20 protein-coding genes are annotated in these 23506 nt (G+C 75.0%); 9 read left to right on the top strand and 11 right to left on the bottom strand.

All coding sequences use genetic code 11. From position 1 onward, the window contains the following. Positions 1–31: 31 nt before the first annotated feature. Both FHX31_RS14415 and FHX31_RS14410 read right to left on the bottom strand, forming a co-directional pair. Positions 32–1258, bottom strand: a complete 1227-nt coding sequence (locus FHX31_RS14415; protein WP_184976453.1) for a hypothetical protein — start codon at positions 1256–1258, stop codon at positions 32–34. Positions 1259–1270: 12 nt separating this feature from the next. Further along, complete coding sequence (locus tag FHX31_RS14410) at positions 1271–2623, bottom strand: MFS transporter (protein ID WP_184976451.1); 1353 nt, start codon at positions 2621–2623, stop codon at positions 1271–1273. Between the two features lie 73 nt (positions 2624–2696). Here FHX31_RS14410 and FHX31_RS14405 point away from each other — a divergent pair, with 73 nt between their 5' ends. The 4 genes from FHX31_RS14405 to FHX31_RS14390 are packed head-to-tail and all read left to right on the top strand — an operon-like array spanning position 2697 to position 6110. Further along, positions 2697–3359: a TetR/AcrR family transcriptional regulator gene (locus FHX31_RS14405; protein ID WP_236619294.1), complete on the top strand. Its 663-nt coding sequence runs from the start codon at positions 2697–2699 to the stop codon at positions 3357–3359. A 54-nt stretch (positions 3360–3413) separates the two neighbouring features. Then, positions 3414–4721 (top strand): NAD(P)-binding domain-containing protein, encoded by a 1308-nt coding sequence (locus tag FHX31_RS14400; protein ID WP_184976449.1) that lies wholly within the window; start codon positions 3414–3416, stop codon positions 4719–4721. After that, the gene (locus tag FHX31_RS14395; RefSeq protein ID WP_184976447.1) at positions 4718–5590 is read left to right on the top strand and encodes an SDR family NAD(P)-dependent oxidoreductase; all 873 of its coding nucleotides are present in this window, start codon (positions 4718–4720) and stop codon (positions 5588–5590) included. Before FHX31_RS14400 ends, FHX31_RS14395 begins: the two co-directional genes overlap by 4 nt. Positions 5591–5600: 10 nt before the next feature. Continuing rightward, complete coding sequence (locus FHX31_RS14390) at positions 5601–6110, top strand: NUDIX hydrolase (protein ID WP_184976445.1); 510 nt, start codon at positions 5601–5603, stop codon at positions 6108–6110. Here FHX31_RS14390 and FHX31_RS14385 read toward each other — a convergent pair. The 5 genes from FHX31_RS14385 to FHX31_RS14365 all read right to left on the bottom strand — a co-directional run bounded on the left by FHX31_RS14385 (position 6107) and on the right by FHX31_RS14365 (position 15550). Next, on the bottom strand, positions 6107–8284 hold the full coding sequence (locus FHX31_RS14385) for a glycoside hydrolase family 95 protein (protein ID WP_184976443.1): 2178 nt from the start codon (positions 8282–8284) through the stop codon (positions 6107–6109). The genes FHX31_RS14390 and FHX31_RS14385 overlap by 4 nt on opposite strands. Then, positions 8281–9300 (bottom strand): LacI family DNA-binding transcriptional regulator, encoded by a 1020-nt coding sequence (locus FHX31_RS14380; protein ID WP_013286298.1) that lies wholly within the window; start codon positions 9298–9300, stop codon positions 8281–8283. The genes FHX31_RS14385 and FHX31_RS14380 overlap by 4 nt, the downstream gene beginning before the upstream one ends. Further along, on the bottom strand, positions 9297–11702 hold the full coding sequence (locus tag FHX31_RS14375; protein WP_184976441.1) for a beta-glucosidase family protein: 2406 nt from the start codon (positions 11700–11702) through the stop codon (positions 9297–9299). The genes FHX31_RS14380 and FHX31_RS14375 overlap by 4 nt, the downstream gene beginning before the upstream one ends. Before the next feature lie 240 nt (positions 11703–11942). Then, positions 11943–13139, bottom strand: a complete 1197-nt coding sequence (locus tag FHX31_RS14370; RefSeq protein WP_184976439.1) for an ROK family transcriptional regulator — start codon at positions 13137–13139, stop codon at positions 11943–11945. Positions 13140–13186: 47 nt separating this feature from the next. Further along, on the bottom strand, positions 13187–15550 hold the full coding sequence (locus FHX31_RS14365) for a TIM-barrel domain-containing protein (RefSeq protein ID WP_184976437.1): 2364 nt from the start codon (positions 15548–15550) through the stop codon (positions 13187–13189). Between the two features lie 115 nt (positions 15551–15665). Here FHX31_RS14365 and FHX31_RS14360 point away from each other — a divergent pair, with 115 nt between their 5' ends. Further along, a complete protein-coding gene (locus FHX31_RS14360) occupies positions 15666–17666 on the top strand; it encodes a beta-galactosidase (RefSeq protein ID WP_184976435.1) in 2001 nt (666 codons plus the stop codon). 49 nt (positions 17667–17715) lie between these two features. Here FHX31_RS14360 and FHX31_RS14355 read toward each other — a convergent pair whose 3' ends face one another. Beyond that, complete coding sequence (locus tag FHX31_RS14355) at positions 17716–18366, bottom strand: LysE family translocator (RefSeq protein WP_013286303.1); 651 nt, start codon at positions 18364–18366, stop codon at positions 17716–17718. 128 nt (positions 18367–18494) lie between these two features. Between FHX31_RS14355 and FHX31_RS14350 the strand changes: the two genes are divergently transcribed. Beyond that, on the top strand, positions 18495–19031 hold the full coding sequence (locus FHX31_RS14350; RefSeq protein ID WP_013476813.1) for a GNAT family N-acetyltransferase: 537 nt from the start codon (positions 18495–18497) through the stop codon (positions 19029–19031). Between the two features lie 19 nt (positions 19032–19050). On the opposite strand, the gene FHX31_RS14345 is transcribed toward FHX31_RS14350, so the two are convergent. Then, on the bottom strand, positions 19051–19437 hold the full coding sequence (locus tag FHX31_RS14345; protein ID WP_013286305.1) for a YkvA family protein: 387 nt from the start codon (positions 19435–19437) through the stop codon (positions 19051–19053). A gap of 129 nt (positions 19438–19566) precedes the next feature. Here FHX31_RS14345 and FHX31_RS14340 point away from each other — a divergent pair, with 129 nt between their 5' ends. Continuing rightward, on the top strand, positions 19567–20037 hold the full coding sequence (locus FHX31_RS14340; protein ID WP_013286306.1) for a DnaJ family domain-containing protein: 471 nt from the start codon (positions 19567–19569) through the stop codon (positions 20035–20037). A gap of 6 nt (positions 20038–20043) precedes the next feature. Here FHX31_RS14340 and FHX31_RS14335 read toward each other — a convergent pair whose 3' ends face one another. Next, positions 20044–20610, bottom strand: a complete 567-nt coding sequence (locus FHX31_RS14335; RefSeq protein ID WP_013476811.1) for a maleylpyruvate isomerase N-terminal domain-containing protein — start codon at positions 20608–20610, stop codon at positions 20044–20046. After that, the gene (locus FHX31_RS14330; RefSeq protein WP_013476810.1) at positions 20607–21383 is read right to left on the bottom strand and encodes a class I SAM-dependent methyltransferase; all 777 of its coding nucleotides are present in this window, start codon (positions 21381–21383) and stop codon (positions 20607–20609) included. Before FHX31_RS14330 ends, FHX31_RS14335 begins: the two co-directional genes overlap by 4 nt. Positions 21384–21617: 234 nt before the next feature. Between FHX31_RS14330 and FHX31_RS14325 the strand changes: the two genes are divergently transcribed. Continuing rightward, on the top strand, positions 21618–22577 hold the full coding sequence (locus tag FHX31_RS14325) for a TerC family protein (RefSeq protein ID WP_030272281.1): 960 nt from the start codon (positions 21618–21620) through the stop codon (positions 22575–22577). 55 nt (positions 22578–22632) lie between these two features. Beyond that, a complete protein-coding gene (locus tag FHX31_RS14320; protein ID WP_013476808.1) occupies positions 22633–23490 on the top strand; it encodes an MBL fold metallo-hydrolase in 858 nt (285 codons plus the stop codon). The last annotated feature ends 16 nt before the right edge of the window (positions 23491–23506 follow it).

The following is a 23506-nucleotide window of genomic DNA, read 5'->3' as shown; positions in this document are numbered from 1 at the left end:
CGGCGCTGCCCCGTTCCCAGCCCGTGGCCGCTTAGCCGGTACGCGTGCCGAGCCGCGCCAGCGCCGTCGCCAGATCGCTCACCTGGTCGGCGAGCTGCCCGGCCCGGCGCTGCGCGGCGTCCCGATCGGCCTCGATCACCGCCGTCCGCGCGGCCAGGTCGGCCGCCCGGGCCTCGGCGGCGCTCGCGGCCCGCCGCGCGTCGGCCAGCTCCGCGGCGACCGCGTCCCGCTCGGCGGTACGGGCCGTAGCCTGCTCCACCGCGGCGGCCATGTCGGCACGGGCGCGCTCGACGGAAGCGGCAGCCTCGGCACGGACGGCCTCGATCGCCGCGCTCGCCTCGGCGCGGGCTCGTTCCAGCGCCGCCTCCGCGTCGGCGCGTGCCGCGTCGGCGCGGTCCCGCTCGGCGAGGGCCTGCCGCGCGGCGGCGGCCTCGGCGTCGGCACGTTCGGCGGCGGTCCGGGCCGTGCGCTCCGCCTCGGTGGCCCGCCCCTGGGCGGCCTGCGCGTCGGCGCGCGCCCGGTCGGCCTCGGCGCGGGCCTGTTCGGCCCGGTCCAGGGCCTCGGTGGCGGATCGGGTGGCCCGCTCGGCGTCGGCCCGGGCGGCGTCCCGCTCGGCGGTCAACTCGGCCGCGCGGCGGCGTTCGGCGTCACGTTCGGTGCGTACGGTGCGCAGTTCGTGCCGGGCCGCGTCGCGGTCGCGTTCGGCCTGCACCCGCAGCGCCTGCGCGGCGCCCGCCTCGGCGCGCGCGGCGTCGCGGGCGTCCTCCGCCGCGGCGGCCCGCTCGGCGGCGGCGGACGCGGTGGCCTCCGCCCGTTCGGCGCGTTCGGCGGCGGTGTCGCGGTCGGCGTACGCGGCGCGGGCCTGCTGCCGGTCGCGGGCCGCCGCGGCGGTCGCGTCCTCGGCCCCACGGCGGGCCTCGTCGCGTTCGGCGTGCGCGGCGGCGACCTGCGCCGACGTCTCCGCGCGCAGCTCGGCGAGCTGCCGCTCCACACCGGCCGGTGACAGTTCGGCGTGCAGCGCCTCGGTGAGCGTCTCCACGATCTGGTCGAGCCGGTCCACCGCCTCCCAGGTGCGCGCCACCTGCCCGGGCAGGCCGGGGGAGTTGCGGTGACGCATCCGCGAGTTGCGGGCGGCCCGCTGGCAGGCGCCGTCGTTGTCCCGGCAGTAGCGGAACGGGCGGCCCGCGCCGACGCGCTGCGGCACGTCGCGTCCGCAGTGGGCGCAGGGTCGGGTGTCGGTGGCGGGCTCGGCGTCCATCGGGGGCGAAGTCTAGTGGGCTGCGTCCGCCCGGGCCGCGCCGTCGAGGGTGTAGCGGCGTTGCAGCAGCACGGCGACCACCATCACGGCGGCGGGCAGCAGCCCGAAGCCGTAGCGCAGCGCGTCCAGCGCGGCCGGGGACTGGGTCACGGTCTGCCCGGCGGTCGAGGCCACGAACCCGCCGGCGGCCAGGCACAGCGCGTACGCGTAGGGGCCGAGCGCAGCGCCGGTGGCCTCGGTGGCGGTCCACACCCCGGTGTACGTGCCGGCCCGCTCGGTGCCGCCTGCCGCGCGGATCACGTCGGGCAGCATCGAGAACGGCAGCAGTTGCATGCCGGCGAACGCCACGCCGAGCACCGCCACGGCGGCCACCAGGACCGGCAGTCCGGCGGGGCGGCCGATCGCCAGCACCAGCGACCCGGCGGCGAACGCGGCCTGCCCGGCGAGCAGGGCACGTTGCTTGCCGATCCGCCGCGCCACCGCCAGCCAGCCCGGGGTGACCAGCAGCGCGGGTGCGACGAACGCGGCCACCAGCACGGTGGTGAGCCCGGGGCGGCCCAGTTCGTACTCGGCGTAGTAGGGCACCCCGGCGAGCACCAGGTGGGTGGTGGTGGACATGGCCAGGTACGCGCCGACCAGCCAGCGGAACTGCCGGTCCCGCAGGCTCGCCGCCAGCGCCCGCCACCCGCCCGGACCGTGCGGCGGGGCCGTGTCGGCGGCGGTGCGGCGCAGCCGGCCGATCCCGGCGACGCCGACCAGCATCGCAGCGAGCATCCCGGCCGCCAGCACCACGCCCATCCGCAGGTAGCCGTCGCGTGTGGCGTCGTCGCCGCCGGCCAGCAGCGGCGCGAGCAGCCCGGAGACCAGGATGCCGAGCGTCAGCACCACCATCCGGAACGCCATCAGCCGGGTCCGCTCGTGGTAGCCGATCCGCAGGTCCGCCGGGGTCGCCAGGTAGGGCACCTGGTACGCGGCGAACAGCAGATTGCCGGCGACGGAGAACACCGCCACCCAGCCCGCCGCGGCGGCGCCGGTGAGGCCGCCGGGCACCGCGAACAGAGCGGCGAACGCCAGCGGCAGCGCACATCCGGCCAGCAGCAACCGGCGGCGGTGGCCCCGGCGGGCCTGCTCCACGTCGCAGCGATGCCCGATCCACGGGTGCAGCAGCACGTCGGCGATCTTCGGCAGCAGCAGCGTGAGCCCGGCGAGCCACGGCGCGACCGCCAGCACGTCGGTCAAAAAGTAGAGCAGCAGCAGCCCGGGCACGGTGACCCAGACGCCCATGCCGAGTGAGCCGGTGGCGAACCCGACGAGCGGGCCGCGCGGCAGGGTGACCGCGTCGGAGCGCTGATCCAGCCCGGTCATGGCGGTCTCCTGTCCTCGGGGCGCGCCGCCCCCAATCCAACGGTTGCTGGATTGTAGGGGTAACAATGGCCGGATGACCATGCCTCGCCGCCGTCCGGGCCGGCCCCGCCGCGACGACCAGCGGCCGACCCGTGACCTGGTGCTCGCCGCAGCCACCGCGTTGTTCGCTGAGCGGGGCTTCGACGCGGTGAGCGTCCGCGACGTCGCCGCCGCGGCGGGGGTGGACGCGGCCACCGTCGTGCACCACACCGGCACCAAGGCGCAGCTCTACGAGGCCTGCTTCGCCCGGGTGTTCAGCGCCGAGCGGGAGGTGATCGAGGCAGCAGGGGAACGCGCCCGGGCGGCGCTGGCAGCGGGCCCGCAGGACGCGCTGCGGGCGCTGCACGACCTGGTGGACGTGTTCGTCGACTTCCTGGAGGACCGGCCGGAGACGACCGCGCTGTGGCTGCGCCGCTGGCTGGAGCCGCAGCGGCACGGCGAGCTGGACCGCCGCTACGCCGCCCCGCTGTACGGGCTGGTCGAGGAGCTGCTGGTGGCGGCGTCCGGGGCCGGCGCGCTGACCGAGCCGACCCCGCACGTGACGGTGCGTTCCCTGGTCTGGGCGGTGCACGGGCACGTGGTGGCGCTCGCCGCCGGGACCGGCTCGGGGGCGCGGGAGCGCCGGGAGTTCCGGGCGTTCGTGCACCGGTTCCTCGACGCCCTGTATGCCGGCGGCCCGGGAGACACCCGCCCTTGACGCCGGCCCGCGCTCCGGGGATTATCCATCAGTCGTTGGATTAAGGAGGCGGGTATGGCCACACCCAGGGTCGCTGTCGTCGGCGCCGGAGCCGCCGGGCTGGCCACGCTCAAGGCGCTCGCCGACGCCGGTGTCCCGGCGGTGGCGTTCGAGGCGGCGGACACGCTCGGCGGCCTCTGGGTGTACGGCGCCCCCGGCTCGCCCGCGTACCGGACGCTGCACCTGAACACCAGCAAGGGGCGCACCGAGTTCGCCGACCATCCGATGCCCGCCGACTGGCCCGACTACCCCGACCACGCCCGCGTCGCCGGCTACCTCGGCGACTACGCCGACCGGTTCGGGCTGCGCGAGGCGGTACGGCTGCGGCACACCGTCGAGCAGGTCACCCGCACCGGCGACGGCTGGCGGGTGCGGGCCACCGGCCCGGACGGCCCGGTCGAGGTCGACGTCGAGGCGGTGGTGGTCGCCAACGGGCACAACCGGGTGCCGAAGCGACCCGAGCCGTACCCGGGCGAGTGCGCCGCCGAGCAGATGCACAGCCATGACTACCGCGGCCCGGAACAGCTCGCCGGGCGACGGGTCCTCGTGGTCGGTGGCGGCAACTCGGCCATGGACATCGCCGTCGACGCCTCGTACGCCGCCGAACGCACGCTGCTGTCGCTGCGCCGCGGCGTGTGGGTGGTGCCCAAGTACCTGCTCGGCCGCCCGTCGGACACGCTCAACGGCGCGCTGGCCCGGCGGCTGCCGTGGCGGCTGCGGCAGCGGATCAGCCAGACCATGATCACCACTGCGGTCGGCCCGCTCACCCGGTACGGGCTGCCCGCACCGGCGCACGGCTTCCTCCAGGACCACCCGACGCTGTCCGACGCGCTGCTGTCCCGGCTCACCCACGGCGACATCCAGGCCCGGCCCGGCATCGCCCGCTTCGACGGCGACCGGGTCGAGTTCACCGACGGCCGCCACGACGAGATCGACCTGGTCGTCTGGTGCACCGGCTACCGGGTGGAGGTGCCGTTCCTCGACCCGGCGCTGCTCGGCGACGGCGCCGACCGGCTGCCGCTGTACCGGCACGTGTTCCACCTGGACGCCCCCGGTCTGGCGTTCGTCGGGCTCATGCAGTCCACCGGCGCGGCGTTCCCCCTGGTCGAGGCGCAGGCCCGGCTGGTGGCCGCGCGCCTGGCCGGCACCTGGACGCCACCGGATCCGGCCCGGCAGGCCGCCGCCTGCCGCGACGAGTTGCGCGCCGCCACCGCCCGGTGGGGGCAGCGCCGCCCGCACATGCGCGTGGACTTCGACGTCTACCTGGCCGAACTGGGCCGCGAACTGGCCGCCGGCCGGCGCCGCGCCGGAGCGGCCCGATGAGCGCGGCAGGCCGTGAGCGGACCGGAGTGAACGCGCCGGGCCGTGGCAGCGTGCTGGCCGGACGGCGGGTGCTCGTCACCGGCGCCCGGGGCACGTTCGGGCAGCACCTGGGCGCGGCGCTCACCGCCGCCGGCGCTCACGTGGTCGGGCTGGACCTGCACGCCGACCCCGACGTCACACCGCCGGTGCTCGGCGTCGACCTGACCGACCCGGCCGCGACGCCACCGGCGGTGGCCGCCGCGATCGACCGGCTCGGCGGACTGGACCTGCTCGTCAACAACGCCGGTGTGGGCGGGCCCGCGCCCGCCGAGCTGCCGCCCGACGAGGTGGTACGCCGCCAGATCGAGGTGAACCTGCTCGCCGCCTGGCGCACCACCGCCGCCGCGATGCCGGCCCTGGAGGCGGCCCGCGGCCGGGTGATCTTCGTGGCCAGCCGGATGGCGGTGCTGCCGCTGCCGCTGGCCGCCGCGTACGGGGTCAGCAAGCGGGCGCTCGTCGCGTACGCCGACGCGCTGCGCCACGAAGTCGGCACCCACGTGGGCGTCAGCGTCGTCTACCCGAGCATGGTCGCCTCCCCGATCCACGACAGCACCGTGGCGGCCGGGCTGTCGCTGAGCGGGGTGTCCCGCCCGGAGCCGGTCGAGGGGGTGGTGGCCGCGATCCTGCGCGCCGCGACCGCCCGGCGCGCGCCACGGGACGTCGCCACCACCCGGCGCGGCCGGATCGAACTGGCGCTGGCCCGGCACGCTCCGGCGCTGGCCGACCGGATGGTGCGCCGTACCGTCGCCACAAGGCTGGCCGCCGGTGACCTGGACGGTGCGGCGCTGGCCGAGGGCATGGTCCGGCGGCACCGGCAGGGCCGCCGGTAGCCTGCTCGCCATGGCCGTCTCGCCCTACATCGCCCGGCTGCGCCGCCACGTCGGCCACGACCTGCTCATGCTGTACGGCGTCAGCGGCGTGGTCACCGACGACGCGGGACGGGTGCTGCTGGCCCGCCGGGGCGACAACGGCCGCTGGTCGGTCCCGGCGGGCACCGTCGACCCGGGCGAGCAGCCCGCCGACGCGCTGGTGCGGGAGGTCCACGAGGAGACGGGCGTGAAGGTGGCGATCGACCGACTCGCCGGTGTCGCCACCCACCCGGTGGTCTACCCCAACGGCGACGCCTGCGAATACCTGAACATCTGGTTCCGCTGCCGGGCGGTCGGCGGGGCACCGGCGGCCGACGGCGACGAGTCGCTGGCGGTGGCCTGGTTCGCGCCGGACGCGCTGCCCGACCTGGACGACTGGGCGCGGCTGCGGATCGGCACCGCGCTGACCGAGGACGCCCCGCCCTGGTTCGCAGCGCCGGGACAGAGCCACCCGGCGCTGCACCAGCCCGACAATCTCTAGCCGAACGCCACCTCGTACGGCCGGTCCGGGGCCAGCGCCACCGCACGGTGGCCGCCGGGCGCGTGCACTACTACGCGTTGCGCCACCGGCGACACCAGCCGCGCCCGGACCCGGCCCGGTGCCCAGGTCAGCTCCTCGACCGTGACCCGGCCCCGGCAGGTGATGCCGCGCAGCGTGCCCGAGGACAGGCCCGGTAGCGGCGCGGGCAGCAGCCGCAGCGTTCCCGGGCGCGACTGCACCAGCGACTCGATCAGCACCGCCGGGAGCGCGTGCGCGGCGTCGGCGTTGTACGTGGTCCGGCCCGGGTTGTGCGCGCTCATCAGCGACCGGAAGAACATGTCCGCGCCGAGGATCTTGCGCAGGTTCGCCGCGACCAGTTCGCCGTCGCGCAGCCGGGCCGCCGCCAGCGCCCGGTGCAGGCTGCCGTGCGCGGACCGGTTCTCGTCGCCGCGCAGCGTCAGCGCCCGGTGCGCGGCGGCGGCCAGTTCCGGGGTGTCGTCCGGGTCGATCTCGTGCAGCGGCCACACCGGATACAGGTGGCTGACGTGCCTGTGGTCCTCGTCGCCGGTGCTGCCCGGCCACGCCCACTCGGCCAGCGCGCCGCGCCCGTCCACCAGGTAGCCGGGCGGCCGCACCCCGGCCCACCGGTCCGTGCCGGTCACCTCGGCGGCCAGCCGCAGCGCGTGCCGGGCGGCGGCGACGTCCATGGTGGCGTTGACCGCGACCGGCGCGACCCGGCCGGTGTCGTCGTACGGGCCGGTCTCCGGCGAGTACGACGGCACCAGCGCCGGCCGCCCGTCCACGACGGTCAGCACGTCGGCGAAGAAGTCCGCCACCTCGGCCAGCCAGCCGGCCACCTCGCCCAGCGGCTCACCGGTGACCAGGTGGTGTTCGTGCAGCGGGTGCAGCAGCCAGTCCGCGCCGGCCAGCCACGCGGTGAACGGCCAGTCGGGGTGGACGTGGAACAGGTGCCCGTGCTCGCCGTCGGTGCGGCTGGGTGCCAGCAGCCCGCGCGCCCCGTACACCGCGTGGGCGTTGGCGCGCCAGTGGTCCACCTGCGCGGCGACCAGCCGGGCGTGCGCGGCTGTCACCTCCGGCAGCGCGCCCACGTTCGCGCCCGCCAGTTGCAGGTTCAGGTTCGCGTCGGTGGTGAAGTCACCGGCCCACGCGGCGTCCCAGGAGCCCAGCCACAGCCCGGTCAGCCGGGGCGGCAGCACCCCGCTGGCGCTGAACAGCAGGTACCGGCCGGCGTGGAACAGCCGTTCCAGCAGCGCCGGGTCCAGCCGGTCCGGCGCGGCGGCCTGCCGGGCCAGCAGCTCACCGACTGGTAGCGCCCGATCGGCGGCGGGCACGCCGAGGTCCAGGCCGACCCGGGTGTACGGGCCGAGATGGCGCGGCACGTGCCGCGCCAGCAGCGTGTCGTAGTCGCCGGTCAGCGCGGCGAGCCGCCCCTCCGACACCCGGGTACGCCACGGCGGCGCGCCGGGCCGGTCGACGAGCGTGGTGAGCAGCGCCGGTCCGCGTACCCGCACCCGGTCGCCGTCGACGGTCACGTCGCCGCGCAGCAACGTCAGCCCTTCGAACCCGTACGCGCCGCCGGCGTCCGGATAGCGGGCGCGGACCCGCAGGAACACCAGCCCGTCGCTGCGGTACGCGGCGTGCTCGTACACCACGTCGGCCGGCTTGCCGGGCAGCTCACCCGTCGCCCCGACCACGCAGTCGCCCTGGTCGAGGTGGAGCACCGCGACACCGTCGGCGCGGGAGGCGAAGCAGCGCCGCCGCCCGCCCGACCACTCGACAGTCACCTCCCCGGTGGTGAAGTCGGTGTCGCGCCGGTAGTCGCGTACCGGTCCGGGCGCGGCGTCGACTGTGAGCGCGTACCCGGGGTGGAACGACTGGGTCCACTCCAGTTCCCGGCCGCCGGTGAGTAACCGGGCGGCCTCGGCCCGGCGTCCGGCGAGCACCAGCGCGCGGATGTGCGGCATCCGGCCGGCCAGCTCGGGCGCGCGGGCGTCCCGGGTGCCGTTCGGCAGGACGAGCCGGTGGTGGTTCACCACGATCCGTTCCGCGTGCGGCCGCCCGTGGACCATGAGTCCCAGCTCGCCGTTGCCGGTGAGGAACGCGTCCGTCCAGTCGTCGGCCGGTGCGGTGTCGTGGATGCGGTGCGCCGTCACCGGCCGGCGCTGGTGTCCCGCACGGTGAGGTGCGGTTCCAGCAGCGTCACCTCCGGCACCGGCTCGCCGTTCAGGCGCCGCATCAGCAACGCCACCGCCTGCCGTCCGACCTCCTCGGCGGGCACCGGTACGCAGGTGAGCCCTGACTGCTCGGCCAGCTCGTCCGGGCAGATCGCGACCACCGACACGTCGCGGGGCACCCGGCGGCCCAGCAGCGGCAGCGTGGCGAGCACCGGCCCGACCGCCGACTCGTTCTGCACGACCAGCCCGGTGACGTCCGGGTGGTCGGCGAGCAGCGCCTCCAGGTCCCGGCGTACCGCGGCCGGTCCCTCCTCGCAGGGCCGGGTCACCGCGTCGACGCCGAGCCGCTCGGCCGCGGCGCGTACCCCGGCGCGGGTGCGGTGGGCGAACCCGGTGCCCCGGTCGTAGACCGCGGCGGGGGCGCCGAGCAGCGCGATCCGCCGGTGCCCGGCGGCGGCCAGGTGTTCCACGCACAGCTCACCGGCGCGCCGGAAGTCGAGGTCCACGCAGGCCAGCCCGGTGCTGTCGGCGGGGTGCCCGATCAGGACACCCGGCAGCGCGAGTTCCCGCAGCAGCGGCACCCGGGAGTCCTCCAGCTCCACGTCCATCAGCAGCACGCCGTCGACGAGCGCGCTGCCGGCGATGCGGTGCAGCCCGGCCGGTCCCTCGTCGGCGGTGACCAGCAGCACGTCGTGGTCGTAGCGGCGGGCGGTGGTGACCACGGCGGTGGCGAACCGCATCACCACTGGCACCTGCATGCCGGTACGCAGCGGCAGCACCAGCGCGATCACGTTGGCCTTGCGGCTGGCCAGCGCGCGGGCCCCGGCGTGCGGGTGGTAGCCGAGCGCGCGGACGCTGGCGAGCACCCGTCCCCGGGTGGTGGCCGAGATGGTGCGTTTGCCGCTGAGCACGTACGACACGGTGCTGGCGGCCACTCCGGCGTGCCGGGCCACGTCGGCGATGGTGACCTGCTCACCCGGGGTCCGCCCGCTCACCGGACCGCCCCCACTCGTGAGCCCGCCGGCTCGGCGGTGGCGTCGCCGCCGGTCACTGTCAGCGCGCCGGCGAGCCGGATGTCCCGCGCGGACCGGCCGACCAGCACCGAGTGGACGGCGTCCTCCACCACCATCGCGGCGCGGGTCTCGTCCCACCAGGCCAGATCGGCGGTACGCAGCCGCAGCGTCACCCGGGCGGCGCAGCCCGGGTCGAGCGTGACGCGGGCGAAGTCGCGCAACTGCCGCAGCGGCTGCTTGACCCGGGAGCGCCGCTGCCGGGTGTAGAGCTGCACGACCTCGGTGCCCGGGCGGCGGCCCGTGTTGGTGACCTCGACGCTCACCTCCACCTCCTCGCCGGCGCGCGCCGTGGTGGTGCTCAACCGGAGGTCAGCGTAGTCGAACGTGGCGTAGCTGAGCCCGTGCCCGAACGGGTACAGCGGCTCACCCCGGTGGTACAGGTACGTGGCGTCGGCGCCGATGACGTCGTAGTCGAGCAGGTCGGGCAGTTCGGCAGCGTCGGCGTACCAGGTCTGGGTGAGCCGCCCGCCCGGGTCGGCGGCGCCGAGCAGCACGTCCGCCAGCCCGTTGCCGTGCTCCTGTCCACCGTGGGCACTCCACAGCACCGCCGGCACGTGCTCCTGTGCCCAGCCCACCGCGTACGGGTAGCTGCTCGTCAGCGCCAGCACGGTCCGCGGGTTCGCGGCGTGTACGGCCCGCAGCAACTCGGCCTGGCCGGTGGGCAGCGCCAGGTCGGCCCGGTCCTCGGTCTCCCGGCCGTTGACCATCGGGTGGTTGCCGAGCACCACCACCGCCACGTCGGCTTCGGCGGCCAGCGCGGCGGCAGCGGCGGCCCCGTCCACGAGCAGCGTCACGGTGAACACGGCCGGGTCGCCGGTGGCGACGCTCAACCGTCCGTCCGGTGCGACGCCGACGTGCCGCCCGGTGGCCAGGTGGTGCAGCAGCGCGGTGCCGTCGGGCCGGTGGTGCAGGCGGAACGTCTCGCGTACCACCCAGCCGCCCGGTCCGTCGCGGTCGGCGACGAGGGCGCCGGTGTCGTCGGCGCCGACGTACCGGCCGGTGTCCACGGCGCGCAGCGCCACCACGTCCTGCCCCCAGTCGACCACGTCGAACTCGGCCGCTGTGTCGCCGAGCGCCAGCGGGCCGTCGTCGTGGCGTACCGCGCGGTCGCCGACGTGCAGGGTGATCCGGTCGGTGCCGGGGTGGGTGGTCACCTCGGGCAGCCGTCCGAGCAGCCCGGCGTACGGGCTGATCGTGTACGGCGGGGTGCCGCTGTACCAGTCGGTGAGTACGGTGTCGGCGAGCGGGCCGAGCACCGCGACCCGGGTGCCGGGGCGCAGCGGCAGCAGGCCGTCGTTGCGCAGCAGCACCACCGACTGGCGGGCGGCCTCGCGGGCGAGTTCCCGGTGGGCGAGGCTGTCGAGCGTGTCCGGCGGCACGTCGTCGTGGGGGTCCGGGGCCAGGTCGCCCAGCCGCGACCGGACGGACAGGATCCGCCGTACCGCCCGGTCCACGTGGGAGGGCTCGATCAGTCCGCGCGCCAGCGCCTCGGTGAGGCGCTCCACTGTGGGGGCGGTGTCCTCGTCGTCCTCGGTGAAGCTGTCGATGCCGGCACGCAGCGCGGCGGCGAAGCCTGCCACGTGGTCGGGCAGGTACTCCTGCACGCCGGCGATGTTGCCGACCGCACCGGCGTCACCCACCACCATGATCTCGTCGTCGGCGTAGCCGCGCAGCTCACCCTCGATGAGCGGGCTCAGGTGCGCCGGTACGCCGTCGACCAGGTTGTACGACGCCATCACCGCCACCGCCGCGCCCGCGGCCAGGGGAGCGCGGAACGCGGGCAGCTCGTACTCGTGCAGCACCCGGGGCGGCAGGTCGCTGGAGGTGGTGGCCCGGTCGGTCTCGTTGTTGTAGCCGAGGAAGTGCTTGAGCGTCGGCGCGGTCCGCAGCCGGATCGGGTGGTCGCCGCGCAGCCCCAGCGCGTACGCGGTGGCGAGCCGGCCGGTCAGCCACGGGTCCTCGGACCAGCCCTCCTCGTTGCGCCCCCACCGGGGGTCGCGCAGCGGGTTGACCACCGGCGCCCACACGTTGAGGCCGACGCGGTCCGGGTCGGCCCGGTGCTTGACCCGCACCTCGTCGCCGACGGCGGCCCCGACCGCCCGGATCAGGTCCGGGTTCCAGCTCGCGGCCAGGCCGATCGCCTGCGGGAAGACGGTGGCGGTGCCGAGCCACGCGACGCCGTGCAGCGCCTCGGTGCCGGTGCGGAACGCGCGCAGGCCGAGCCGGGGCACCGGCGCCTGCCACTGGTGCAGCAGGCCGAGCTTCTCCGGCAGCGTGAGCCGGGCCAGCAGGTCGTCGAGACGGTGGGGGACGGGGTCGGTCATGGTGGGCGCCTCCGGTCGGCGTACGTGCTGCCGCTCGTTCGTCGAAGCGCTTCGACTAACGAGCCGGTGATGCGGCGGCGCGTACGCGAAAAGGGGTGGTGGTGGGGGTCGGCGGTGTCGGCCCGGAGCGGTGGTGAAGCGCTTCGACAACCGCCGAAAAACACGCCGCTTCGCAGGTTGCCCGGTCCCGGAACGCGGCGCTACCGAGGTTGACACCTTCCGGCGGGTGCGGTCAAGGGGTCATCCGGCGGGCAGGCGTCCCGCCTCCACTGTGGCCATTGCGGCGGTGGCCCCGCCCAGCGCGCCGGCCGCGGACCCGAGCGTGCTGGCCTCCAGCCGCACGCCGGGTGGGACCGGTGTGCGGGCGGCGAGTTCGGCGTGGGCGGCCGGCAGCAGCCACGGCGCGAGCGCCGCCAGGTGACCGCCGACCACCACCACCTCCGGGTCGAGTAGCCCGGACAGCACCGACACGGCCTGCCCGAGCAGCCGGCCCATCTCGGTGAGCCCGGTCCGTACCGGCTCGTCCCCGGCGCGGGCCAGGGCCTGGATCCGTTCGATCTCCGGCAGGTGGTCGGTGACCGGCCCGGCGTCTGGTAGCAGCCGGCGGATCACCGCGTCCACGCCGAGCAGCGCGGTGAGGCAGCCGCGCCGCCCGCAGTCGCAGGCCGGGCCGTCAGCGGCCAGCGGCAGGTGCCCGACGTCCCCGGCGAAGCCCCGGCCGCCGCGCAGCAGCCGGCCGCCGCTGATCAGGCCCGCGCCGATCGCCGGGCCGCCGGTGAGGTGCACCAGATCGGTGGTGGCGGCGTACGGGCCGTGCCGCCGCTCGGCCAGCACGGCGAGGTTGGCCTCGGTGTCGACGGCGACGGGGAAACCCGGGTCGCGCAGCGCGCGGCGCACCGACGCCGCAAGCGGCACGCCGCGCCAGCCCAGCGCGGGGGCGGCCGGCACGTCGCCGTCGGGGTCGACCAGCCCTGGTACGGCCACGGTCAGGCCGAGCACGGTGCGGTCGGCGCCGATCCGGGTGACGGCGCGCCGGACCAGCGCGGCGAGCGCCTTCACCGTCTCCTCGGGACCGGCGGTGGCGGCGGGGAACGCCCGTCGCCAGGTGAGCACCGGGTCGCCGCCCGGTCCGGCGGCGACCGCCACCAGTTCGTCCGCGCCGACGCGCAGGCCGAGCCCGACGTAGCGGGAGCCGTCGAGCACGAGCATGGTGGCCGGGCGGCCCACCCGGTTCTCGGTCAGCCCGGTCTCCCGCAGCAGGCCGTGCTCGATCAGCTCGGCGACCAGGCTGGAGACGGTGGCCTTGTTCAGCCCGGTGTGCGCGGCCACGTGGGCCCGGGAGCAGGGGGCATGCCGGCGGACGTGCCGGAGCACGGCGGCCCGGTTGGTCACCCGCACGTCGCCGAGGTCGGCCGTCGGCCGGTCGATGCTGATCACGTACTGCCCGCCTCCTGCGCCCGGCCCGAGTTCGGCTACAGCTTAAACTAAATGGGCGAGATTCCGGCCGGCCGGTCTCCGCCGCCGAACCACGGCGCGAACGGCGTCACCGGGACCGGCTCGCCGTCGAGCACCACCCGGCGCGGCGGATCCTCACCGACCACGCTGACCCGCCGTACGTCCAGCGGCCCGTCCACGCGTACACGCAGCGTGTCCCCGTCGCGCACGGCGGTGATCGTGGTGTCGCCGTCGGGGTCGTGCACCACGCTCACGCCGTCCACGCCGCCCCAGGCCACCAGCGTGACGTCCCGGAACGCGCTCGCCCCGACCGTCGCCGCGGCCGCCACCGTGGGGATCAGCGCGCCGTGCCGCACGTACAGCGGCAGCCGATCGAGCGGCACGCTCACCCGCAGGTGCCGGCTGCCGGGGTGCCGCTGCCCCGTGTACGCGTCGAGCCAGTCGTCGCCCGCCGGCAGGTAGACGGCACGCTCGCCGGACGGGTCGAGCACCGGCGCCACCAGCAGGTCGGGGCCGAGGCGGTACTGGAGGTCGGCGGTCCAGGCGGCCGGGTCGTCCGGGGTGTCGACGAGCAGCGCCCGCAGCATCGGGCCGCCGGTGCGGGCGCTCGCCACCGCCGCCGACCAGAGGTACGGCAGCAGCCGGTAGCGCAGCCGCAGCGCGTCCACCGCGTGCCGTTCCGCCTCGGGCGGGAACTCCCACGGCAGGCGGCTGGTGGTGCCGTGCAGCCGTACCAGCGGGGACAGTGCGCCGAACTGGGTCCAGCGCACGTACAGGTCCGGCTCGGGAGTGCCGTGGAAACCGCCGGTGTCGTGGCTCCAGAACGGCACCCCGGACAGCCCGTGGGACAGGCCGCCGCGCAGCGTGCTGGCCATGCCGGGCCAGGTGGCGTTGACGTCGCCGCTCCACTGGGCGCTGTGCCGCTGCCCGCCCAGGTACGACGAGCGCGCCCACACCGTACGGTGCCCTGCGACCTCCTCGGTGACGTCGGCGACCGCGTCGTTGAACAGCAGCGCGTACACGTTGTGCAGTTCCACGCCGGTCATGCCGTTGTGTGCCACCGCGTCCGCAGGCACGCCCTCGGCGAAGTCGGTCTTGAACGCCGCGACGCCCTGCGCCAGCAGCGGCCGCAGCAGACCCTGGAACCAGCGCACCGCCGCGGGGTTCGTGAGGTCCACGATGGCGCATTCTGGGTAGCTGCCGTGCCAGGTGTCGGCGACGTACGTGCCGCCGTCGGGGCGGCGCAGGAAGTACCCGGCGGCCTCGGCCCCGGCGTAGAGCGGGCTGCCGGTCATCAGGTACGGGTTCATCCACAGGCACACCCGGAAGCCCTGCTCGGTGAGGTCCTTGAGCATGCCGTCCGGGTCGGGGAAGGCGTCGGCGTCCCAGCGCAGGTCCGACCAGTGCCCGGCGACCTGCCAGTAGCAGTCGAGGTGCAGCACGTCGCAGGGGATGTCCCGCTCGCGGATGCGCCGGGCCCGTTCCAGCACGCGCTGCTGGCTGTCCGGGAAGAAGCCCGACGAGATCCAGGCGCCGAACGCCCATCTCGGCGGCAGGTACGGCCGTCCGGTCAGCGTGTCGAGCCGGTCGAGCACCCGCTCCGGGGTGGGCCCGGCCAGCACGTAGTAGTCGAGCAGGTCGTCCGGGACGAGGATCTGCACGCTGCTGTGGGTGCTCGCGCACACGTCGAACTGCACCGGCAGTCCGCTGTCGACGAGGACGCCGTAGCCGCGGTCGGACAGGTAGAACGGCACGTTCTTGTGCGAGCGGTCGGACTCGCCGCCGAAGGCGTCGAAGTTCCACATCAGCGGTCGCTGGCCGCGCTTGTCCAGCGGCGTGAACTTCTCGCCGAAGCCGACGAACCGTTCGTCGCCGGGTGCGACGAAGCTCTCGTGCCAGGCCATCGGTTCGCCGTCGACAGTGGAGCGTCCGAGCGGCAGCGTGCGGCGGCGACCGCTGATGTCCCGGGTGCCGCCGTCGGCGGCCAGCAGCAGCCGACCGTCGGGGGTGAGGAAGCGCATCCCCCACGGGTCCAGGCGCACCTCGGCGACCACGCCACCGGCACCCACCCGGACGCGCCCGTCGGTGACAGTCACCGTGGCCGGGTGCGGCTGCGGGTGGACCAGCGTCAGTGCCCGTGCGGACCGGCTGCGGACCGAGAGGTCGTCGGCGAGGCGTACCCGGATGATCCCTTCCCCGGCGGCCTCGACGCGCGCGGCGAGCGTGCGGCCGGACGCGCAGATCGCGGTGAGCGTGACCCCGTGCGCGTCGATCGCGGCGACCTCGGCCCGCAGCACGTCGTCGGCGCCCTCCTCGCCGGGGGCGCGGACCGGCAGGTCGGGCGGGTCGGCCACGAACGTCTCGTACGGGACCAGCGGCGGGCGGTACGGCATGGGCGTCTCCTCGCGGCGTCCACGGGCGGTCCCGCCAGTTTCTTTGGAAGCCCAACTAACTGTCAATGATCGACGGCATTGACTTTCCGTCTCACCTGTTCCTATTTTGGCCGGGATGCCAACTAAAGCGCTGTGGGACGACGGCCGGCTCTGCTACGGCGGCGACTGGAACCCGGAACAGTGGCCGCCCGACGTGTGGCGCGAGGACGTCGCCCTGATGCACGCCGCCGGGGTCAACCTGGTCACCGTCGGCGTGTTCGCCTGGTCCCGGCTGGAACCCGAACCCGGCCGCTACACACTCGACTGGCTCGACGACGTGCTGGACCTGCTGCACTCGGCCGGCATCCGGGCCGCCCTGGCCACCCCCACCGCGTCGCCGCCACCCTGGTTCTCGCTGCGCCACCCGGACGCCCTGCCGCTCACCGCCGACGGCGTACGCCTGCACCACGGCAGCCGGGACACCTACTGCGCCGCCGCGCCCGCGTACCGGGACGCCGCCCGCGGCATCGCCGAGGTGCTCGCCGCCCGCTACGCACACCACCCGGCGCTCGCGCTGTGGCACGTGCACAACGAGTACGGCACCACCTGCCACTGCCCGCACGCCGAGACGGCGTTCCGCCACTGGCTCACCACCCGGTACGGCGACCTCGACGCGCTGAACGACGCCTGGGTCACCAGCTTCTGGAGCCAGCACTACTCCGACTGGGCGCAGGTCGGCACCCCCCGCGCCACCCAGTACCTCGCCAACCCCGGCCAGCTGCTCGACTTCCGTCGCTTCTGGTCCGACACGTTGCTGTCCGCGTACACCGAGCAACGGGACCTGCTGCGCGCGGCGAACCCGGCGGTGCCTGTCACCACCAACTACGTGCTCGGCGACTGGGTGCCGGTCGACCACGCCCGCTGGGCGCGCGAGGTCGACCTGGTCGCGATCGACCACTACCCGTCCGCCACCGACCTGGGCGCGGAGGAGCAGACCGCGTTCGCCGCCGACCTGGCCCGCGGCTGGGCCCGCCACGGCGCCGGACGGCCGGTGCCGTGGCTGCTGATGGAGAGCGCGCCCAACCAGATCCACACCGCCGGGCGCATGCACACCAAGGAACCCGGCCGGATGATCCGGCACAGCCTCGCCCACGTCGCGCGCGGCTCCGCCGGGGTGATGTTCTTCCAGTGGCGTGCCCCGGCCGGCGGCGCGGAACGCTTCCACTCCGCAGTCGTCTCGCACGCCGGGCCGGACACCCGCGTGTTCCGCGAGGCCGCCGACCTGGGCGCCGCGCTGGGCCGGCTCGCCGGGACCGCGCCGGGCCGCGTCCAGGCGGCGGTGGCCATCGCGTACGACGCGGCGAGCGGCTGGGCGCTGCGGCACCCGGGAATGCCCCGCGACGGACTCGACCACCCCGGCGAGGCGGCCGCCGTGCACCGGGCGCTGTGGCACGCGGGCGTCACCGCCGACGTGGTGCCGCCCGGCGCTCCGCTCGACGGCGCCCGGCTGCTCGTGCTCCCCGCCCTCTACCTCGCCTCCGACGCCACAGTCGACTGGGTACGCCGGCACGTCCACGGCGGCGGGCATCTGCTGGTGACCTGGCTCAGCGGCGTCGCCGACGAGCACGCCCGGGTACGCCTCGGCGGCTACCCGGGCGCGTACCGGGATCTGCTCGGCGTGCGGGTGGAGGAGTTCCACCCCCTCGCCGACGACGAACACGTGCCGCTGACCGCCGGCGGGACCGGCCGGATCTGGTCCGAGACGGTGCACCCGGCCGGCGCGGAGACGGTCAGCGCGTACGCCGGGGGAGTGCCGGCGGGCCGTCCCGCGATCACCCGGAACCGGGTCGGCGACGCGTACGCCTGGTACGTCTCCACCCGCCCCGACGACGACACGTACCGCGGTCTGCTCACCGAGGCGGCCCGGCTCGCCGGTGTGGCCCCGGCCTGCCCCGGCGCGCTCGAGGGTGTGGAGGCGGTACGCCGCCACGACGGCCTGCTCTACCTGCTCAACCACACCGACCGGCCGCAGCGGGTGCTGGCTGCCGGGTTCGAACTGCTCACCGGCGCGGCTGTCGACGGCGAGTTGACGGTGGCACCGGGCGGCGTGGCGGTGGTACGCGAGGAGACCCCGTGACGCGGCTCTGGTGGTGGGACGTCCTCGGGCGCTGAGGTGCGTACCCGGGTCAGGGGGTGGCGACGGCGGCGCGGGAGCGGTCGGCGGCGATCCGCACCGCGAGCGCCGCCAGCACCGTGCCCATCACCCACCGCTGCACGCGCGCCCAGCCCGGCCTGCGAGTGAGGAACGCCGACACCGAACCGGCGCTCAGCACGATGAGCGCGTTCACGGTCAGCGCCACGACGATCTGGGTCAGGCCGAGCAGCAGACTCTGCACCGCCACGTGCCCGCGCGCCGGGTCGACGAACTGCGGCAGCAGCGACACGTACAGGATGGCGATCTTCGGGTTGAGCAGGTTGGTGACCAGGCCCATGGTGAACAGGCGCCGGGGCCGGTCCGGCGGCAGCGGCGCCGGGGTGAACGCCGACGCGCCACCGGGGCGCAGCGTCCGCCAGGCCAGCCACAGCAGGTACGCCGCGCCGGCCAGCTTCACCGCCGTGTACAGCGGCGGGACCAGCACGAACACGGTGGCGATACCGGCCACTGCGGCGGCCAGGTAGACCAGGAAGCCGACGGCCACGCCGAGCAGCGACACCAGCCCGGCCCGCCGCCCCTGCGTCACCGACCGGGACACCAGGTAGACCATGTTCGGCCCGGGCGTGAGCACCAGACCGAGCGCCACAAGGGCGATTCCCAGGACCGCGCCGACAGTGACCACGTCGCCTCCCCGTTGCCGACCGTGAACCGGACCCTACGCCGGTTGCCGCCGTCCGCGGGTGCCCGTGGGGCGCTGGCGGGTTGTTGCGCGGGTCACGTGATCGGGTCGAGGGCGGTGATACTTGCCGCATGTCGATCGTGCTGTCCGCGCCGGCCACCCCGACCGCACCCGCCCTGCTGCTGCGCCCGTGGCGCGACGGCGACGCCGGCGCGCTGATCGAGGCGTACCGGGATCCGGTGCTGCGCGCCTGGACCAGGCATCCGGTGACCGGTCCGGCGCAGGCGCAGGTGTTCCTGCGTCGCAGCCACCAGGGCTGGGCCGCAGGGCACCGGTTCATGTTCGCGGTGCTGGAGGAGAACCGGGTGGCGGCCTGCGTGGTGCTCAAGGATGTCCGCCCGGGACGCCCGTCCGCCGAGATCGGCTACTGGACGGCGGCGCCGGCACGCGGCCGGGGCGTCGCGCCACGCGCGGTGGAGGCGGTCACCGCGTGGGCGTTCGCCCGGTTCGCCGCCACCGGCCTGACCCGCCTGGAGCTGCTGCACCAGGTCGACAACCCGGCCTCCTGCCGGGTGGCGGAGAAGAGCGGGTACGTCTTCGCCGAGGTGCTGCCGGCCCGCCCGCCGTTCCCCCGGGACGGCCACCGGCACGTCCGCCACCTGCCCTGACACCGGCCCGCCGCTGCTCTCACGGGCCGAGCAGGCGCAGCAGCAGCCGCGGCTCGCCCGGCCACGCGTCGAGCAGCACCTGCCGGGGCACCTGCCGGGCGGCGTAGCGCAACGCGAGCGCCACCACCACGATGTCGTCCAGCGGGCCGATCACCGGCAGGAACTCCGGGATCAGGTCGATCGGGCTGGCCACCCAGATTCCGGCGACCACGATCGCGACGCGGGCACGGCGGGGCACCCGCGGATCGCGGCGAAGCCGTCGTACCGCTGTCACGCAGTCGGGCACGAACGCGGCCAGATCGCGCAGGATCCCCGGCGGCAGGCGCCGGGCCAGCAGTACCAGGACCGCCCAGCTCACAATCAGGCAGGCCGCCGCCACCGCGAGTCCGATGAGCCAGTCGCGCACGCCGTCACCCCTTTCCCCGGGGGCACGCTACGCCGCAGTCCTGCCCGGCGCCCGGGAACAGCCCGGCCCCGCGCGACGCTGACCCTTGTCGGACGGCGGCGGATACCGTGGGTACGGGAGGTGACGGCGGTGACGACAGACTGGGAGGCCGCGGTCGAGGCGCAGATCCGCTCGGCCCAGGAGCGCGGCGAGTTCGACAACCTGCCGGGCGCCGGCAAGCCCATCCCGGGGCGTGACATGCCCTACGACGAGGGCTGGTGGATCCGCAGCTTCATGGAGCGCGAGCAGATCCCGTCCGACCTGCTGCTGCCCACCCCGCTCCAGTTGCGCCGCCGCATCGAACAGCTCCCGGCCGAGCTGCGCGACCTGCCCACCGAGGAGGCCGTCCGGTCGTACGTGGCGGCGCTCAACACCGAGGTGGTGGCCTGGCTGCGTACCCCGACCGGGCCACGCGTGGTGGTCCGCCCGGTGAACGTCGACGAGGCGGTGCGCCGCTGGCGCGCCGATCGGGAACGCGCCGCGCCGGGCGTCACGGCACCGGAGCCGCAGCGTGCGGCCTCGGCCCGCCCGCGCCGTCGCTGGCGCTGGTGGCGTCGCTGAGAGCGCTCAGGGAAGCGCCGCCTGCCAGGTCCACGCGGTACGCCGCGGCCGGTCGCCGAGCGGCGCGCGGCCGGTCAGCCACAGCAGCACCGGCACCGGGTCGCCGCCCGGCGCGTCGGGGAACAACCGGCGCACCACGCGGGCACACGACTCGGCAGGTGGCGACCAGTCCAGGCCGAGCCCTCGGGTCAGGTCGTGCGTGTGCAGCAGGATCTCGGCCACGCCCATCGCGGCGAACCCGCCCGGATCGCAGGGGCCGAAGTGCCACGCCCGGTCGTCCGGGCTCGCCGCGTCGATGGTGGCGGCGAGCATCCCGGCCGCGGCCGCCGCGACAGTGAGCACCTCGGCGGGCGCGGCGTCGGCGCGTACCCGCAGGTCGAACGGGAGGTAGCCGCCGTCGGGCCGGCCGGACACCTGACCGGCGTACGCGACCAGGTCGTGCGCGACGTGCGCGGCGGTGGTCCAGCAGGACCAGTCCAGGTCGCGCGCGCGTACCGTCCAGTCGCGGTCGACGGCGGGCCGCAGCACGGCGGTCATCGCGGCGGCGGCGGACCGGACATCCGCGCCGTTCACCTGCGCCACACCCGCAGTACGCAGGTGAGCATCGGGAGCGTGAACTCCCCGTCGGCCGTCTCCGGCCGGCTCGCCAGGTAGGCGCGGATGCGGTCGAGCGTCTCCGTACGTTCCCGTTCCGGCATGACCAGCATCCCGGCCCGGGTGGCGAGCGTCGCCACGAGCGAGTCGGCGGTACGGCGCTGCCCGTGCGGGAACTCCGCCTGCTCGGGCGAGCCGAACCGGGCCTCGCCCGTCTTCGGCAGGTGCATGGTCGCCGTCGCGGCGCGCCAGCTCGCGGGCGTGTCCCGGGGGCCGATGGCGGCGCTTCCGCTGACCGCCGCGAGCCCCGCGACCCAGTCGACCCGGTCGTCCACGACGTTCCACAGTCCGGCCAGGACTCCGCCGGGCGCGAGGACCCGGGCGATCTCCGGCCCGGCCACGGCCATGTCGAACCAGTGCATGGCGTTGCCGGCAACGACGGCGTCGACGGAGGAGTCCGGCAGGGGGATCGCCTCGGCGCTGCCGGCGAGCGCACGTACGTCCGGCAGTGTGCGGCGGAGTTCGGCGAGCATCGCCGGGTCCGGCTCCACGGCCGTGACGTCGTCGCTCACCTCGGCCAGGGTGGCGGTGAGCTTGCCGGTGCCCGCGCCGAGGTCGAGCACCCGCACGCCGGGTGCGGGTTCGAGGGCCCATCGCAGGGCGGCGTGCGCATAGTCCGGGCGGTGTTCGGCGTACGCGGTGGCCGCCGCGCCGAATGACGACGAGTGCCGGCGTCGTGCGTCTTCGTCCATCCGGTCACCCTATCGACGGCCGGCTCCCCCTTGACGCACGAACTGCGCTTCGTGAATAATCAATCGTAGTTCGAGGGGGAGTACCCGACGATCCACGCACCGCCGTCAGTACGGGCCCGGCCCATCCGGATCCCGGCGGTGCAGCCACCGCTACGGGTGGCCCGGGGAGACCTTCGTCCAGCAGCGCCGGAACACCTCGGGTGTGCCGGCCCCGGGCGAAAGGTCCCCTCCGTCATGTCCGTGTCCTGGTGGATCTGGGCCGTACTCATGCTGGCGATCGCGGCGATGCTCGCCGTCGATCTGTTCCTGCACCGCGACAACCACGTCATCGGCTTCCGTGAGGCAGCGGTCTGGTCCGGCATCTGGATCGCCGCCGGCCTGCTCTTCGGTGTCGTCCTCTGGGCCTGGCAGGGCGGTGACGTGGCCGGCACCTACTACGCCGGCTACCTGATCGAGAAGGCGCTGTCGATCGACAACGTCTTCGTCTTCGCGCTGATCTTCACCTACTTCGCCGTGCCGGCCGCGTTCCAGCACAAGGTGCTGTTCTGGGGTGTCATCGGCGCCCTGGTCTTCCGGCTGGTCTTCATCTTCGTCGGCGCCGAGCTGCTCGAGACGTTCTTCTGGACCGCGTACGTGTTCGGCGCGTTCCTCGTCTACACCGGATACAAGATGGCGTTCCGCCACGACGAGCAGACCCCGCCGGACCGCAACCCGGTCGTCCGGCTGGTCCGCAAGGTCATGCCGACCGACCCGGCCTATCACGGCGACAGGTTCTTCACCCGGGTCGACGGCAAGCGGGTGGCGACTCTGCTGTTCGTGGTCCTGATCGCGGTCGAGGCCACCGATCTGATCTTCGCCGTCGACAGTGTCGCCGCGATCCTGGCCATCACCACCAGCACGTTCATCGTCTGGACCGCCAACGCCTTCGCCATCCTCGGCCTGCGCAGCCTCTACTTCTGCCTCGCGGGGCTGCTGCGCCGCTTCGTGCACCTGCACTACGGCCTGGCCGTCCTGCTCGCCTTCGCGGGCGTCAAGTTGATCCTCTCGGAGACGCCGGTCGGCAAGCTGCCCATCCCGGTCACCCTCGGCGTGATCGTGGTGACGATCGCGGTGTCGATCGGGTGGAGCCTGCGCAGCACCCGGGGCGCCGGGGCGCTCGACGGCGCCGACTCCCCGGCGAGTTCGGCGCGCTGATCCTCCGCCCCCGCGGTACCGCCGCTGGAGCCCATGGGCGCACTACCATCTGCGCATGGGCTCCAGCGGGGCGTCTGTCGAAGCCGTCTTCTTCGGCACCACGACCGTCTACCTGTCCGACGGGGCGTCCGGCATCCTGATCGACGGCTTCCTGAGCAGGCCCTCACTGCTCCGCGTCGCACTGGGCCGCGTCGCCCCCGACCTCGGGCGGATCACCCGCGCTCTCTCCCGAGCCGGCGTCACCCTTCTCGACGCCCTCTTCGTCTCCCATTCCCACTACGACCACGCCATGGATGCCCCCGAGGTCGTCAAGCATCTCGGCGGACGGCTGTTCGGCTCCGAGTCGACTCTCAACATGGGACGCGGCGCGGGTCTCGCCGAGGAGTCGATGACGTGCATCGCGGACGGCGACGAGCACAGGATCGGCGCGTTCACCGTGCGCGTGCTCGCCGGCGTCCACAGCCCGGACAACAGGTTTCCGGGCACGATCGAGGAGCCGCTGGTCCCGCCGGTACGGGCGAGCAGTTACCGCGACGGCGGGTGCTTGTCCTTCCTCATCACCCACCCCGGCGGCTCGCTGCTGATCCATCCGAGTGCCAACTTCGTGCCGGGCAAGTTCGACGGACTCGACGTCGACGTCCTCTACCTCGCGATCGGTGCCCTGGGGGTTCAGCCGCAGCGGTTCCAGAGCGACTACTGGCGGCACGTGGTGGAAGCGACCCGGCCCGACCTCATCGTGCCGATCCACTGGGACAACTTCTTCGTGTCGCTGGACCGCAGGCTGCGCCCGCTGCCGGCGATCTTCGACAGGTTCGCCGTGACGAAGGCGTTCCTCGACCGCAAGAGTGAGGAGACCCGGATCCCCGTGCGGTTCCCCGAGCCCTTCGAGGTGATCAGGCCGTTCGCGAGGTAGGGCGCGCGGCCGTCGT

This window comes from Micromonospora sp. CNZ286, from assembly GCF_014207755.1.
This window is presented reverse-complemented; position numbering and strand designations above follow the sequence as displayed.